We start from the raw sequence: 14,665 nt of genomic DNA, 5'->3' as shown, positions 1-14,665 counted from the left end.
GTGTTGGAAGGTTGCATTCGCCATGCCCCAAGCCCGCCACTTTCCCCTCCCCGCCGGTAGCGCCGGCTCGACAGAGTTCCCATGCCGTATAGCGACGCGTTGCAACGCCTCACTCATCACTATCAGTCAATGCCGCCGGTGGCGGCCATGGAACTTCGGATCGACGGTTACGACGGCCAGCGGCTGCAGCTGCATGCGCCGCTGGCGCGTCATCTCAACGACAAGGGCTGCGCGTTCGGCGGCAGCCTGGCGTCGGTCATGACCTTGGCGTGCTGGGGCCTGATGTCGTTGCAGGTCGAGGCAGCAGGCATCCAGGCCGATGTCTATGTCGCCGACAGCCAGGTCCGCTATCTGTTGCCGTTGTTCAATGACCTGCAGGTGAGCGCCGAGCTGGCACCGCGGTCGAACTGGGACCACTTCATCGCCACCTTGCGCCAACGCGGTCGGGCGCGGGCGCATCTGGTGGCGCGGGTGCCGTTGCCCGATGGCCGGATCGCGACCGATTTCACGGCCCGCTACGTCGCCATCGTCCGCTGACCGGCAGCCCGTCACGTAGCCCGCTAGGATGGCGGTTCTGCCACCGCACTGGAACCTGCATGCCCCCTCGCCAATTCGAGTCCACGTCCTGGTTTCATCGCCTTGTCTCGCGCACGTTGTTGCTGGGCGCGCTATTGGGCTTGCTGGCCCTTGGCGGCTGTGCGAGCGGCAGTCCGGCCGCCAGTGCGCTCGATTCCGCGCAGTATGCCTGGTCGGGTGCGATCCGCTGGGGTGATTTCGGCGGTGCGCGCAACCTGGTCGATCCCGACGTCCGGGCCGAAAATGCAATGACCGAGCTGGAGATGAAGCGCTATGAGCAAATCCAGGTCTCTTCGTACCGTGACGTCGGCTCCACCCGCAATCTCGAGGCGGGTACGGCGATGCGCAACATCCAGATCGGTGTGATCAATCGTCACACCATGACCCAGCGAACGGTGAATTACCGCGAACAATGGCGTTACGACGAGGCCGTGAAGGGCTGGTGGCTGACCAGTGACCTGCCCGACCTGTGGGCGGGGGAATGACGGTTTTTTTGCACGCCCGGCGGCGCTGGGCGACAATCCCCGCCCCATTGCCCTGCCCGTGACCCCGTGACTGTCGAAACCCTGCTGGCCTTCGCCGAGCGCAACCTCTACCTGTCCCTGGCGCTGGTGGGTATCACCGTCGCGCTGGCCTATGTCGAGATCTCCCGCCTGTTCCGTGGCTATACCGCGTTGCGGCCGGCCGAGTTGACCGGGTTGATCAACCGCGACAACGCGCTGGTGATCGACCTGTCGCCTGCCAATGATTTCGAAAAAGGCCACATCGCCGGCAGCAAGTCGGTGCAACCCAGCCAGTTCGACCCGGAAAGCAAATTGCTGGCGCCGGTCAAGGCGCTGCCGGTGGTGGTGACCTGCCGTAGCGGCCAGGCCTCGGCCAGCGCCGCCAAGCGATTGAAGAAAGCCGGTTTCGAGAAGGTGTACTGGCTCGATGGCGGCGTCCAGTCCTGGGTGCAGGCGGACATGCCGCTGGTCAAGGGACGCCGTTGATCGGACGCGGCTGGCTATTGCAACCCGGCCAAACGTCCCCAGCCTGAGTTTCCGAGGTGCGCGAACGTGCGTGCCATAATCTTTCCTTGCGCTTTACTGGAGTCCCCTGATGTCCGAAGAAACCCTCAATGGTGCCGCGGTGCCTGCCGATGCCGCCGCCACTGGCCCCTCTTTCACGATCGAGAAGATCTATGCCAAGGACGTCTCGTTCGAGGTTCCCGGCGGTCCGGCCGTGTTCAGCGAGCAGGCGCAGCCGCAGCTGCAGTTGAACCTTAATCAGAGCGTGCAGCGCCTGAACGAGACCAACTACGAAGTCGTGCTCGGAATCACCCTGACCTGCAATGCGGATGACAAGCCGCTGTATCTGGTGGAAGTGAAGCAGGCGGGCGTGTTCACCCTGAGTGGTTTCGAGGCCGCCCAGCTCGACAACCTGCTGGGTATCCATTGCCCTACCGTGCTGTATCCGTACGCGCGTTCATTGATCAGCAACCTGGTCCAGTCCGGTGGCTTCCCGCCGTTTTTCCTGCAGCCGATCAACTTCGATGCGCTGTATGCCGAAGGCCTGCGCCAGCGCTCGGAGAAGCAGGCGGAAAGCCTGGGCAACGCCGAGCCCGCCGGCAACGCCTGAGCGACCAGGATGCCGACCCGTTTGAACGAGGCCGAGGGGTTGCGCATCGCCGTGCTGGGCGCGGGCTCCTGGGGCACCGCCCTGGCCTCGCTGATCGCACGCCATGGGCATCAGGCGGTGCTGTGGGGGCGCGACGCTTCGGTCATCGCGACGATCGACCAGGGCCAGCAGAACACGCGTTACCTGCCCGGTGTGCCGTTGCCCGATACCTTGCGCGCGACCACCGATCTGGCCGTGGCGATGGCGGGTGTCGATCTGGTATTGGTCGCAGTGCCTTCGCACGCGTTCGCGGACACCTTGCGTGCGTTGGCACCGCACCGCCCGGCGCACGCCGGCGTAGCGTGGGCGACCAAGGGCTTTGAGCCCGGCAGCGGCCGCTTCCTGCATGAGGTTGCCGCGCAGATCCTGGCGACCGACCCACCTGGCACGCCGGTGCCACTGGCGGTGGTGACCGGCCCGTCGTTTGCCAAGGAGGTCGCCCGCGGCCTGCCGACCGCATTGACCGTGCACTCCGACACGCCTGCGTTTGCACAGCAGGTCGCCGAGATCCTGCACGGGCCGAGTTTCCGCGCCTACACCGGTGACGACATGCTCGGCGCCGAGCTGGGCGGCGCGATGAAGAACGTGCTCGCGGTGGCCACCGGGGTTGCCGACGGCATGGAGTTGGGGCTGAACGCACGTGCCGGGTTGATCACCCGTGGATTGAACGAGATGCTGCGCCTCAACCGCGCCCTGGGTGGCCGCCCCGAGACCCTGATGGGGTTGGCCGGGTTGGGCGACCTGGTGCTGACCAGTACCGGTGACCTGTCACGCAACCGCCGGCTGGGATTGGCACTGGGCCGGGGGCAGTCGATCGAGGACGCGGTACGCGAGATCGGCCAGGTGGTCGAATCGGTACAGACCGCCGATGAGGTCATGCGGCTGGCGCGTCGACACGACGTCGAGTTGCCGATTGCCGAGGCGGTCTACGCGGTGTTGCATGGCGAGATATCACCGGGCGAAGGTCTGCGCCAGTTGATGGGACGCGAACAAAAAGCCGAGTATCCGGGCGCCCTGTTTGGCTGACACCGATTGATTGGCAGCCAAAAGAAAACCCGGCCGAAGCCGGGTTTTCTGATCGCGACGATCGGGGAGAGAGAGATCGCAATCTGTTGCAGGGTGCTGCTTAGAACGTGATGCGCGGACCGATGAAGTACTGGGTGTCGCCGTCGACGAACTTGACATCGCCGCTCAAGCCCCAGGTCGGGTTGAACTTGAACTGGGCGCCGAGACGGCCGTAGAAATCGCCGTCGTAATCGCTGCCATCCTCATACCCGGCCAGCGCGTAGCCTTCCAGGTTGGGGGTCATCGCGCCACGCACGCCGGCTTCGACGCTGTAACCATTGAGGCTGTTGTTGAATTCGTCCTCGGAGCGCTCGTAGGCAACCCGGGTCAGCAGGTCCGCACGCGGCGAGATTTCGTGGTTGTAACCGACACCCACGCGCATCTGGTCGATGTCGACACCTTCGTACGGAGCCCCCAGGAAGCTGAAGTCGTCCGTCTTCTGGCCGGAGTAACCGCCGAACACATGGAAGTTCGGCGCGATCGCGCCAGAACCGGCGATGGCCCAGCCATCGGCGCCGGTGTTGTCGGTGTCGGTGTTGATGTAACCGCCTTCGACATAGTTATAGGAAACGCCGTCGGCCGCGGACGCCGCGAACGGCAGGGCAGCGACCAGGGTCAGGGCGAGCAGTGACTTCTTCATCGGGCTTGGCCTCTCGAATTTGGTGGTTCGTTCGGGTGCGGCCCCCTCAAACCAAGGCGACATCGCGACCCGACGCCGGCAGTATCGCGGATGCAACAAAATCCCAACTGAATAATGTACGTGCCGGTACAGGAACTACAGGCGGCATTCAGGGTCGTGCGGAAGCTGGTGCCATTGCGGTTGGCCGTTGACGACGGCATGCATGCGCCCGGCCTAGACTGGATGCGCGGGAACAATGACGGAGACCGTGCCCATGACGCCATCGCCAGCCACCCTCGCGCTTGTCGCCGATGTCGGTGGCACCAATTCCCGTTTCGCGTTGACCGATACCGCCGATCCGCGACCCGGGCTGCTGCAGCCGCGCAAGTTGGCCAACGCCGGTTTTCCGAGCCTGCAACGCGCCGCGGAACACTATCTGCAAGAGGTTGGCGTGCGTCCGGCCCGCGCGGCAATCGCAGTGGCCTCCCCGTTGGCCGCCGACGTGATCCAGTTGACCAACCGGGGGTGGTCGTTCAGCCGCGCCGGCTTGCAACAGTCGCTGGGGCTGCACGAGTTGCGGCTGATCAACGACTTTGCGGCGGTCGCGTGGTCGCTGACCGCGCTCCAACCGGATGACTGGACCGCCCTGTCAGGTCCGGATGCACACGGGCTGCGGGGGCCGGTCAGCGTGCTTGGACCCGGAACCGGCCTCGGCGTCGCCCAACTGGTCGGCTGCCCGTCCGGCGGGTGGCACGTGGTGGCGACTGAAGGCGGTCACGCCACATTCGCCCCGGTCGATGAGTCCGAGCACGCCATCGCGACGTGGCTGGGGCGAAAGTTTGGCCGCGTTTCCAATGAGCGGCTGCTCAGTGGCAGCGGGCTGGCATATATCGACGCGGTGTTGCGTGGCGCTGGCCCGCCGGGCGCCGACGAGGGTGTCGTTTTGCGCGCCCCGGCCGAGATCACCCGGGCAGCGCTGGAACGTAAGGAGCCGGCGGCGATACGTACCCTGAACTGCTTCTGCGCGATCCTGGGCAGTGTCGCCGGCGACGTGGCGTTGATCCACGGTGCGCACAGCGTGGCGATCGGCGGCGGTATTGCACCGCGCTTCATTCCTTTCCTGCGCGAAAGCCCGTTTCGCGAACGGTTCCTGGACAAGGGACGTTTGACCGCTCGCCTGGAATCGGTGCCGGTGCACGTGGTGACCCATCCCAACCCGGGTTTGCTGGGCGCGGCGGTCGCATTGCGCGCCGCCGGCGCCTGAACCCGTTCAAGGCGGCCGTCCGGCCTGATCCAGATCAGTGCGATACGCGGACATCGTCGCGAGACTGCGTACATCGGCCCGCCATCCCGCCACAGTTGCAGCGCCTGCAAGGAGCTTCGTCATGACCACCCGCTTCACATCGATCTCGACCAGCATCCTCGACGCCGTCGGCGATACCCCGCTGCTGGAAGTGGAGGGCATCTACGCCAAGCTGGAGTTCCTCAACCCGTCGGGATCGATCAAGGCGCGTATCGCCAAGTACATGATCGAACGGGCCGAGCAATCGGGCGCGCTCAAGCCCGGTGACACCATCGTGGAAGCCACCAGCGGCAACACCGGCAACGCGCTGGCGATGGTGGCCGCGGTGAAGGGCTACCGGATGCTGGTGGTGATGCCGCAAGGACTGTCCAGCGAACGGGTGGCGATTTCACGCGCCTATGGCGCGCAGGTGAGGTTTTGTGGCGACTTCCACGTCAACGCCGCCTTGGAGATGGCGCGTGAACTGGGTGCCAAGCCGGGTCATTTCTGCCCCAGCCAGTTCGAGTCGGAATGGAACGTCGAGGAAAACCGGGTGATCCTCGGTCCGGAAATCCTCGCCCAGTTGCCCGATGGCGTGGTGCCCGACGCGCTGGTGGTCGGGGTCGGCACCGGCGGCACCCTGATTGGCGTGGGCCAGGCGTTCCGTGCGGTCAACCCCAACGTGCGCCTGTTTGCGATGGAGCCGTCGGAATCGCGCACCCTGCTTTGCGGTGAAGTGGCGCTGCACCAGATCGAGGGCATCTCCGATGGCTTCGTGCCGGGGATCTTCCAGCGCCACGGCGCACTGGTCGACGAGGTGACCAGCGTTGCCAGCGCCGAGGCGGTACAGGCCATGCGCGACCTCGCCAGCAAGCACGGTTTGTTCTGTGGCCCCAGCTCCGGCGCCCACCTGCTGGCGGCCAAGCGCGTGCGCGAGCGGCATCCGGAGCTGAAAACCGTGGTGACCCTGTTCTGCGACAAGGGCGAGAAATACCTGCAGGACTACTTCATGCAGGCCGAAGGCGAGCTGCCGGAGCCGAGCCCCTTCGCGTGAGCCCGGCGCGCGCCCGGACATGTGCCGTCCGGCGGCGGCGCGACCGGTCGGCGCGCAGTGCCTGACCATCGGCACGGGGACCGGCCCGGCGGGTTGGTTACCATCAAGGACTTGCCGTGGCCGGCCCGGCCGCGCGTTTCGAGCCGGAGCGTGACGATGCGCCAGTCCAGTCTTTCCCTGATTATCGCCGTGGCATTGGGCAGCCTTGCCGGCTGCCAGTCGACACCACCACCGGCGGAAGCGACGGGTACCTCCGTGTCGGCCGAGTCGACCGCGCTGTCGGCACGCTTTGACAAGGTCGCCGAATCGCTGCTGATGAGCGGGCTGGAACGCAGCCCCGAGCGCTCGATCTACGCCGGCCGTTACGACAACGCGGCGACCTTGACCATCCCCGACGCCGCCCGGCGCACGGAAGATCTTGCCTTCGCCCGCGCCGGTCTCGCCGAGTTGGCCGGGTTCGACCCGGCGCGCCTGGCGCCCAGCGAGCGCATCGACTACGAGCTGTTGAAGAACCAGTTTGAGTCGCGCATCTGGTACCAGACCACGTTCCGCAGCTGGGCCTGGAATCCCGCCAGCTACAATGTCGCCGGGCCGATCGCGCTGCTGCTCAACACCCCATACGCTGAGGAGGATGCGCGCCTGCGTACCGTCCTGGCGCGGCTGGAGCACGTGCCGGAGTACTACGCTGCAGCGCAGGCGAACATCGACAATCCCACCGCCGAGCACGTGGAGCTGGCCATCGTCCAAAGCGATGGCACGTTGAGCGTACTGGGCGATGGCCTGCGCAAGCAGGTGGCCGAGTCGGGTCTGGACGCGGCCGAGAAGGCGCTGTTTTCTACCCGTATCGATGCTGCGCGCACGGCCGTCGAGCACTGGGCCGACTGGTTGAAAGCCGAGCAGTCGCAGCTGGCCGATTCGGGTGACGCGCGTTCGTTCCGCATCGGCGAGGAGTTGTACGAAACCAAGTTCGCTTTCGACGTGCAGTCGCATTTCACCGCAGCGCAGCTGTACCAGCGTGCGGTGGAAGCAAAGAACACCCTGCACGAGCACATGGATGGCCTCACCCTCGAGTTGTGGCCCAAGTACTTTCCCGACACCCCGATGCCGGACGATCGCCTGGTCCGGATCGAGCAGATGATCGACAAGCTTTCCGCGCGTCATGTCGACCGCGACGAGTTCTTCGACGAGATCAATCGCCAGATCCCGTTGTTGGCCGACTTCGTGCGCGAGCATGACCTGCTCGACCAGGACTTGAGCCGACCCCTGGTGGTGCGCGAGACGCCCGAGTACATGCGTGGCGGCGGCGCGGGAGCCTCGGTCAGCGCGCCGGGCCCGTTCAATCCGACCGCCAACACCTACTACAACGTCAGCCCGCTGGATGGTTACACCGATGCGCAGGCCGAGAGCTTCCTGCGCGAGTACAACCACTGGGTGCTGCAGGTGCTCAACATCCATGAGGCGATCCCGGGGCACTACACCCAGTTGATGCATGCCAACAAGAGCCCGAGCCTGATCAAGGCCATGCTCGGCAACGGCGCGATGATCGAAGGCTGGGGGGTGTATGCCGAGCGGATGATGCTGGAGTCCGGTTGGGGCGACCAGGCGCCCGAGATGTGGCTGATGTACGACAAGTGGAACCTGCGCGTGGTGACCAACGCGATCCTCGACTACGCGGTCCATGTGAAAGGCATGACCGAAGCGGAGGCGATGGCGCTGCTGCAGCGCGAGGCGTTCCAGGAAAAAACCGAAGCCGTCAACAAGTGGCGTCGGGTGCGTCTGTCACAGGTGCAGCTGACCTCGTATTTCACCGGCTACACCGAGATCTACGACTTCCGCGAACAGCAGAAGGCCAAGTTGGGCGATGACTTCGACTTGAAGACATTCCACAACCGGTTCCTGAGTTACGGCAATGCGCCGGTGCCGGCGATCGTGGAGTTGATGACCGAGTAAGTCGCCAGGCCCGGTCATCATCGTGGCGGCGTGCCAGGTGGCGTGCCGTCCTGGTCAGGGTCGCTTGGACGGCTACACGCTGCCGGCAAATCCATGCTGGCGCCAAGCTTCGAACATTACTACCGCGACCGCATTGGACAGGTTCACGCTGCGGTTGTCGGGCTGCATCGGCAGCCGGATCTGCTGCTCCACCGGGACCTGTTCCAGTACCTCCGGCGGCAGCCCGCTGGTCTCACGTCCAAACAGGAACGCGTCGCCCGGTTGATAACCCGGGGCGTCAAAGCGGGTTGCCCCGCGGGTGGTTACCGCAAACAGTCGCGGCGTAGTGCGCTGGGCATCGGTGATCGCGGCCAGCGTGGCGGCGAGGGTGTCATGGACCTGTACCCGGGCGTACTCGTGGTAATCCAGGCCGGCGCGGCGCAGGCGCTTGTCGTCCAGCTCGAAGCCCAGCGGCCGGACCAGGTGCAGCCGTGCACCGGTGTTGGCGCACAGCCGGATCGCATTGCCGGTATTGGGTGGGATTTCGGGCTGAAACAGGATGACGTTGAACATCGGCACAGTCTAGAAGCCGTAGCCACCCGCGGGAATGCTTCATGGGGTCCAGCGCGGCGGCGGCGTCCTGATCCGGTCAACATCGGCGGGGGACTTGTGACCCGGTACTCATAACCGCAAGTACCGTTAAGATTGGTGCTTCCGCCCAAGCCGGGCGATCCACATGCAAAAGGAGTATTTCATGTCTGTATCGTCCAGCTTTCCGGCAACCCCGCACCCGGCGACCGTCCGACGCAGCGTGCTCGCACTGGCGCTGGCAGCAGCCGTGGCGGGTCTTGCCTTGGCCCCGACGCTGGCGCGCGCGGACGTTGTTGGCGCCACCGACATCCCGGTCGCGGCCAATACCGGCACCGAGAGCGTGGATATCGCGTACCAGGAATTCACCCTGCCCAACGGGCTGCGGGTGATCGTGCATGAAGACCACAAGGCGCCGATCGTCGCGGTCAACGTCTGGTATCACGTGGGCAGCAAGGACGAGCCGCGCGGCCGCACCGGCTTCGCCCACCTGTTCGAGCACCTGATGTTCAACGGCTCGGAGAACGCCCCCGGCGAGTACTTCGACCCGTTCGAGCTGGTCGGCGCGACCGACATGAACGGCACCACCAACACCGACCGCACCAACTACTTCCAGAACGTGCCGACCACCGCGCTCGACACCGCGCTGTGGATGGAGTCCGACCGCATGGGCCACCTGCTCGGTGCGATCGACCAGAAGACCCTCGATGAGCAGCGTGGGGTAGTCCAGAACGAGAAGCGCCAGGGCGAGAACCAGCCCTACGGCCAGGTCTGGACCAAGCTCAACCTTGCCCTGTATCCGGAAGACCACCCGTACCACCACAGCGTGATCGGCTCGATGGCCGACCTCAACGCGGCCTCGCTGGAAGACGTCAAGAACTGGTTCCGCGCCTGGTATGGCCCCAACAACGCGGTACTGGTGCTGGCGGGCGACATCGACCTGGAGACGGCGAAAAAGAAGGTCGCCCAGTATTTTGGCGCGATCCCGGCCGGTCCGGACATGGCGCAGCCGCCGGTCGATGTCGCCGTGCGTCCCGCCGACACCCGCGAGACCATGCACGACGCCGTTCCGCAGGCGCGCATCTACCGCGCCTGGAACGTCGCGCCGACCGGCACCACCGACGTCGACCAGTTGCACGTACTGGGGCAGATCCTTGGCGGCAGCGACACCTCGCGGCTGGAGAAGCGGCTGGTCCACGGGGATAAACTGGTCGACAGTGTCAGCGCCGGCGTCAGCGAGTCGCAGTTGGGCTCCAATTTCCTGGTGACCGCCAGCGTCAAGGAAGGCGTCGACCCGAAAAAGGTCGAAGCGATCATCGACGAGGAGCTGGCCAGGCTGCTGACCGAGGGCCCGACCGCCCAGGAGCTGGAGCAGGCCAAGACCGTGATCCGCGCCGGTTTCATCCGCGGGGTCGAACGCATCGGTGGCTTCGGTGGCAAGGCCGACGCGCTGGCCAGCTGCGAGATCTTCACCGGCGATGCCGGCTGTTTCCGCGAAAGCATGGCGATGATCGCCGCGGTGACCCCGGCCCAGTTGCAGGCCGTCGGCAACCAATGGTTGGGCGATGGCGACCACACTTTGGTGGTGCTGCCCGGCGAGCGCACCGCGCTGGCCGAAGAGCCGGCCGTCGAGCCCGCGCCGCTCACGCTGCCGCCGGTCGATCCCGGATACAGCGTGTTGCCGGCCACGGTCGATCGCAGCAAGGGCGTGCCGATGCCCGAACAGTTCCCCGAACTCAAGTTCCCGCAACTGCAGCGCGCGACACTCGACAATGGCACCAAGGTGATCCTCGCCGAGCGTCACGCCGTGCCGGTGGTGCAGATGAGCCTGCTGCTGGACGGCGGTTACAAGGCCGACGTGCTGAGTGACGGCAAGCTCGGCACCTCGAGCTTCACCATGAGCATGCTCGATGACGGCGCGGCGGGTTACAGCGCGCTGGAGTTCGCCGCCGCGGCCGAGTCGCTGGGCGCGAACCTGAGTGCCAATGCTTCGCTCGACGGCGCCAGTGCCTCGCTGTCGGCGTTGAAGGAGAAGCTCGACCCGTCGTTGGCCCTGTTCGCCGACATGCTGCGCGAGCCGACCTTCGACCAGGCCGAGATCGACCGCATCAAGGCCAGCTGGATTGCCGGTATCAAGCAGGAGAAGGCGCGTCCGAACGCGGCCGCGCTGCGGGTAATGCCGCCGCTGTTGTACGGCGAGGGTCACGCCTACGCGATGCCATTCAGTGGCTCGGGCACCGAAAAGTCGATTGCCTCGCTGACCCGTGCCGACCTGGTCGAGTACCACGACACCTGGGTACGGCCGGAGAACGCAACGCTGGTCGTGGTGGGTGACACCACCCTGGAGCAGATCGTGCCATTGCTGGAAAAGCACCTGGGCGACTGGAAGGGCGAAGGCGAGCCGGCCGTCACCGCGTCGGTGGCCCAGGTGGCGCTGCCGGATGCGTCGCGCGTGTTCCTGATCGACCAGCCGGGTGCGGTCCAGGCCAATATCTACGTCGGCCAGTTGGTGCCCTCGACGATGTCGGATGACGCTACCGAGTTTGATTTCGCCAACACCGTGCTCGGCGGCCAGTTCAGCTCACGCCTCAACATGAACCTGCGCGAGGACAAGCATTGGGCCTATGGCGCCTACAGCTTCTCGCCAAATGCACTGGGGCAGCGGCCGTGGCTGGCGTTCGCGCCGGTGCAGATCGACAAGACCGCCGAGTCGATGGCCGAGATGAAACGCGAGATCACCGAATACGCGGATGGCTCGGCACCGGCGACGGCCGAAGAAGTCGCGAAGGTGCGTTCCAACGAAATCCGCAGCCTGCCAGGCGCCTATGAAACCGGCCGCGCCGTGCTTGGGACGCTCGCCGGCATCGTGCGCTACGACCGCCCGGATGATTACGTGTTCGAGCACCAGGCCGAGATCAAGGCATTGACTCCGGCGCAGGTGGCCGAGGCCGCCGGCACCATCGCGCCGGGTGCGCTGACCTGGGTGGTGGTGGGCGACCTGGACCAGATCGGCGCGCCGGTGCGGGCGCTCGAGCTGGGCACGGTCCAGGTGCTGGATGCCGATGGCAACCCGGTCGCCGCCACGGCGAAGGCGACGCCGGAACCGACACCGGACGCGATCGAAGCCGCTGACGCCACCGAAACCGACGGCAACGGCAACTGAAGTCGACGTTTTTCATCGCAACCAATCCGGGTGGGCGCGCATCGCGTGTCCGCCCGGCTCGCGCTTGTCTTGTCCAGGCCTGTCTTGTTCAGGCCCGGGTGCAAAAGCGTCGCCAAACGGGGCCACAATTGAACCCCGCTTCGTCGTCCCAGGAGTCCCCATGATTCGCCTGTTCATTCTCGGCTGCGCCACGTTTGCCTTCGCCAGTGGCTGTACCTGGGTGCCCATGGCTCCCGGCGCCAGCGCGGTGCAGGTGATTTCCGCTGGCCCGGCGCCGACCGACTGCACCAAGCGCGGCGACATTGCCGTGTCAGTCAAGGACAGCGTGGCGTTTTACGAGCGCAATGACCTGCGGGTGCGGGAGGAACTGGAAACCTCGGCCCGCAACGAAGCACCGGGTATCGAGGCCGATACCATTCAACCATTGGGGCCGCCTTTGAAGGGGGAGCAGCGTTTCGCCGCCTACCATTGCGGTGGCAACCAGCCGGCGGCCAGTTTGGCGATTCCGGTCGCGCCCAAGGGTGAAGTGCAAACCTATCCGGTCGGTGGCTGACCCGGGCAGCGGCGGATTGGTTAATGCAGGCTTGCCAGCAAAGCGTTAACCTGTCGGGATACCTGTCTTTCTGGTCTACCATTCATGCAGTTCCAACATGTCGCCATCGCCGGCCTGGCCCATATCGACGCGCCGCGCCGGCTGAGCTCGGACGAGATCAACCTCCGGCTCAAGCCGACACTGGACCGTCTGGGTATCCGCACCGACGTATTGGGTGATATCGCCGGTATCCACGCGCGACGTCTTTGGGACGGCGACATGCTGGCCTCCGATGCGGCCACCCTGGCCGCAGTCAAGGCGCTGGCGGATGCGGGCATCGATCCCAACCGGATTGGCCTGCTGGTCAACACCTCGGTCAGCCGCGATTACCTGGAGCCATCCACCGCCTCGATCGTCAGCGGTAATCTCCGCCTGCCCGACACCTGCCAGAATTTCGACGTCGCCAATGCCTGCCTGGCGTTCATCAATGGCATGGATATCGCCAGCCGCATGATCGAGTGCGGCGAGATCGATTACGCACTGGTCGTGGATGGCGAGACCGCCGACCTGGCTTACGAGAAGACCCTGGAGCGCATGACCCGCGCCGACTCCACCGAAGCGGATTTCCGTAGCGAGTTGGCCACCCTGACCCTGGGCTCGGGCGCCGCGGCGATGGTGATGGCGCGTGCCGAGCTGGCGCCGGGTGCACCGCGCTACAAGGGCGGGGTGAGTCGTGCGGCGACCGAGTGGAACAAATTATGCCGGGGCAATCTTGACGGCATGGTCACCGATACCCGCCTGCTTCTCAGCGAGGGCATCAAGCTGGCTGAGAAAACGTTCGGGGTCGCCAAGCAGAAACTGGGCTGGGTAGCCGAGGAGCTGGATGAGTTCGTGATCCACCAAGTCAGCAAGGTGCACACCGCCGCCTTCACCAAGGCGATGGGTATCGATCCGAAGAAAGTCCTGACGATATTCGGCGAGCACGGCAACATCGGACCGGCATCGGTGCCGATCGTACTCAGCAAGTTGCGAGAGATGGGTCGATTGAAAAAAGGCGACCGGGTGGCGTTGCTGGGCATCGGTTCGGGTCTGAACTGCTCGATGGCCGAGGTGGTCTGGTAACCATCAGGTCGTAACGCCGCCGGGCGGGCGGCAACCAGACCCATTGTGCCGATGTTGCCCGCGCTGCCTTACATCGCCGGGCACGCTGGGTCGCGGCCGGCGTAGACGGCACATATTTCCTGACGGCACTTGAGGCCCTTGGCGCTATTGGGCGCAGGGCATTCGCGCAAGTTTTCCTGGATCTGCTGCGAGCGACTCGGCGCCGCGTCAGCACGGCTCACGCGGCGCGAGGGGTCGACCTTGTCGGTCGCTTCCATTTTCAGGATCAATGCGTCCAGCCCGCTGGGTTGCGGGTGGGCGGGCGCCTTGATGTTGCGCAGCAGCGTGGCAAGCAGGTCAGCCTGTTTGTCACCTGTCCCAGCTGCCGGCGAGGCGCGTGGTAGGTCGCGGGGATTCACGGGACGGGTTGGCGGGGATGTGGGGGAGCTGTCGAGGTTGGCGCCCGCGTCTCGCCGGGCTCGGGTGGCGACGGCAATGCCCGCAAAGGGTGATGGCCCGGTAGCCGAAGGCGCGGAACGGCTTGCCGAGCCGTCCTGGGCGCGTGGGTCATTCCTGCTGTCGGCAGCTCCTGGCGCGGCGGTGGGCAGGCCGGAGGCGTCGTCGATAATCGTCGCTGCGAACCGCATGGCCGGCCCGATCATGCTGGCATCGCTCGCCGCGTGCGGCGTTGGTTGGGCCGGCGGCTCCGGGGGCAGACTCCCGGTCGCGCCAGAGCCGCCTTGCCACAACCCGCCCTGCCACAACCCGCCGCCGACAAGCACCACCAGTGCGGCTAGCGACAGCCGCAACCACCAGCGTCGCGGCCGGTTTGCGACCTTGGGCGACGCGGGCTTGCCGCCCGCCATGTCTGCTAGGATTCGCGCCGACGACGCCGGCGTTGCTTGTGCGGGTGTGCCGGCCAGCAGGCTGGGGCGGCGGGGCTTGGCATCTTGCCGATCCACGTGGACTCCTTTCCGAGCCGGCCCAATCGAGCAAGCTTTGATCCTTGATCCGGTATGTCGTCCCGATACGGTGTGAACCGGACCGGGTGCGTCGGCATTCTGCGGCGGTGCCGGGGCCGCGTCAATTCGGCTGCCGAC

The 14,665-nt window shown here is 65.7% G+C and carries 13 protein-coding genes and 1 pseudogene; 11 read left to right on the top strand and 3 right to left on the bottom strand.

Translation table 11 applies throughout. The features are described 5' to 3' along the window. Nucleotides 1-81 precede the first annotated feature (81 nt). From ACW5DN_RS10795 to ACW5DN_RS10775, 5 genes are all read left to right on the top strand, one after another. Nucleotides 82-537: a YiiD C-terminal domain-containing protein gene (locus ACW5DN_RS10795; RefSeq protein WP_456962665.1), complete on the top strand. Its 456-nt coding sequence runs from the start codon at nucleotides 82-84 to the stop codon at nucleotides 535-537. A gap of 59 nt (nucleotides 538-596) precedes the next feature. Further along, nucleotides 597-1,061, top strand: a complete 465-nt coding sequence (locus tag ACW5DN_RS10790) for a hypothetical protein (protein ID WP_456962664.1) — start codon at nucleotides 597-599, stop codon at nucleotides 1,059-1,061. A 66-nt stretch (nucleotides 1,062-1,127) separates the two neighbouring features. Further along, complete coding sequence (locus ACW5DN_RS10785; protein ID WP_456962663.1) at nucleotides 1,128-1,565, top strand: rhodanese-like domain-containing protein; 438 nt, start codon at nucleotides 1,128-1,130, stop codon at nucleotides 1,563-1,565. 109 nt (nucleotides 1,566-1,674) lie between these two features. Continuing rightward, entirely contained in the window at nucleotides 1,675-2,193 is a 519-nt protein-coding gene (gene secB, locus ACW5DN_RS10780) for a protein-export chaperone SecB (protein WP_456962662.1), read from the top strand. A gap of 9 nt (nucleotides 2,194-2,202) precedes the next feature. Beyond that, a complete protein-coding gene (locus tag ACW5DN_RS10775; protein ID WP_456962661.1) occupies nucleotides 2,203-3,258 on the top strand; it encodes an NAD(P)H-dependent glycerol-3-phosphate dehydrogenase in 1,056 nt (351 codons plus the stop codon). Nucleotides 3,259-3,358: 100 nt separating this feature from the next. Here ACW5DN_RS10775 and ACW5DN_RS10770 read toward each other — a convergent pair whose 3' ends face one another. Further along, on the bottom strand, nucleotides 3,359-3,937 hold the full coding sequence (locus tag ACW5DN_RS10770; protein WP_456962660.1) for an outer membrane beta-barrel protein: 579 nt from the start codon (nucleotides 3,935-3,937) through the stop codon (nucleotides 3,359-3,361). A 253-nt stretch (nucleotides 3,938-4,190) separates the two neighbouring features. Between ACW5DN_RS10770 and glk the strand changes: the two genes are divergently transcribed. The 3 genes from glk (at nucleotide 4,191) to ACW5DN_RS10755 (ending at nucleotide 8,202) form a co-directional block, all read left to right on the top strand. After that, a complete protein-coding gene (gene glk / locus ACW5DN_RS10765; RefSeq protein WP_456962659.1) occupies nucleotides 4,191-5,180 on the top strand; it encodes a glucokinase in 990 nt (329 codons plus the stop codon). Nucleotides 5,181-5,301: 121 nt separating this feature from the next. Further along, nucleotides 5,302-6,252, top strand: coding sequence for a PLP-dependent cysteine synthase family protein (locus ACW5DN_RS10760; RefSeq protein ID WP_456962658.1), 951 nt, complete (start codon nucleotides 5,302-5,304; stop codon nucleotides 6,250-6,252). A 156-nt stretch (nucleotides 6,253-6,408) separates the two neighbouring features. After that, on the top strand, nucleotides 6,409-8,202 hold the full coding sequence (locus ACW5DN_RS10755; RefSeq protein ID WP_456962657.1) for a DUF885 domain-containing protein: 1,794 nt from the start codon (nucleotides 6,409-6,411) through the stop codon (nucleotides 8,200-8,202). 72 nt (nucleotides 8,203-8,274) lie between these two features. Here the strand turns inward: ACW5DN_RS10755 and ACW5DN_RS10750 are convergent, their stop codons facing one another. Then, on the bottom strand, nucleotides 8,275-8,754 hold the full coding sequence (locus tag ACW5DN_RS10750; protein WP_456962656.1) for a tRNA (cytidine(34)-2'-O)-methyltransferase: 480 nt from the start codon (nucleotides 8,752-8,754) through the stop codon (nucleotides 8,275-8,277). A gap of 181 nt (nucleotides 8,755-8,935) precedes the next feature. Here ACW5DN_RS10750 and ACW5DN_RS10745 point away from each other — a divergent pair, with 181 nt between their 5' ends. The 3 genes and pseudogenes from ACW5DN_RS10745 to ACW5DN_RS10735 all read left to right on the top strand — a co-directional run bounded on the left by ACW5DN_RS10745 (nucleotide 8,936) and on the right by ACW5DN_RS10735 (nucleotide 13,586). Continuing rightward, a complete protein-coding gene (locus ACW5DN_RS10745) occupies nucleotides 8,936-11,932 on the top strand; it encodes a M16 family metallopeptidase (protein WP_456962655.1) in 2,997 nt (998 codons plus the stop codon). 160 nt (nucleotides 11,933-12,092) lie between these two features. Then, nucleotides 12,093-12,410 (top strand): annotated as a pseudogene (locus ACW5DN_RS10740) (DUF4156 domain-containing protein); the annotation flags it as partial. 159 nt (nucleotides 12,411-12,569) lie between these two features. Further along, nucleotides 12,570-13,586: a 3-oxoacyl-ACP synthase III gene (locus ACW5DN_RS10735; protein ID WP_456962654.1), complete on the top strand. Its 1,017-nt coding sequence runs from the start codon at nucleotides 12,570-12,572 to the stop codon at nucleotides 13,584-13,586. A gap of 68 nt (nucleotides 13,587-13,654) precedes the next feature. On the opposite strand, the gene ACW5DN_RS10730 is transcribed toward ACW5DN_RS10735, so the two are convergent. Then, complete coding sequence (locus ACW5DN_RS10730; protein WP_456962653.1) at nucleotides 13,655-14,527, bottom strand: hypothetical protein; 873 nt, start codon at nucleotides 14,525-14,527, stop codon at nucleotides 13,655-13,657. Nucleotides 14,528-14,665 lie beyond the last annotated feature (138 nt).

The organism is Lysobacter sp. A289, assembly GCF_054072675.1.
Note: the sequence above shows the minus strand (reverse complement) of the source record. Positions and strands in the feature narration are given on the sequence as shown.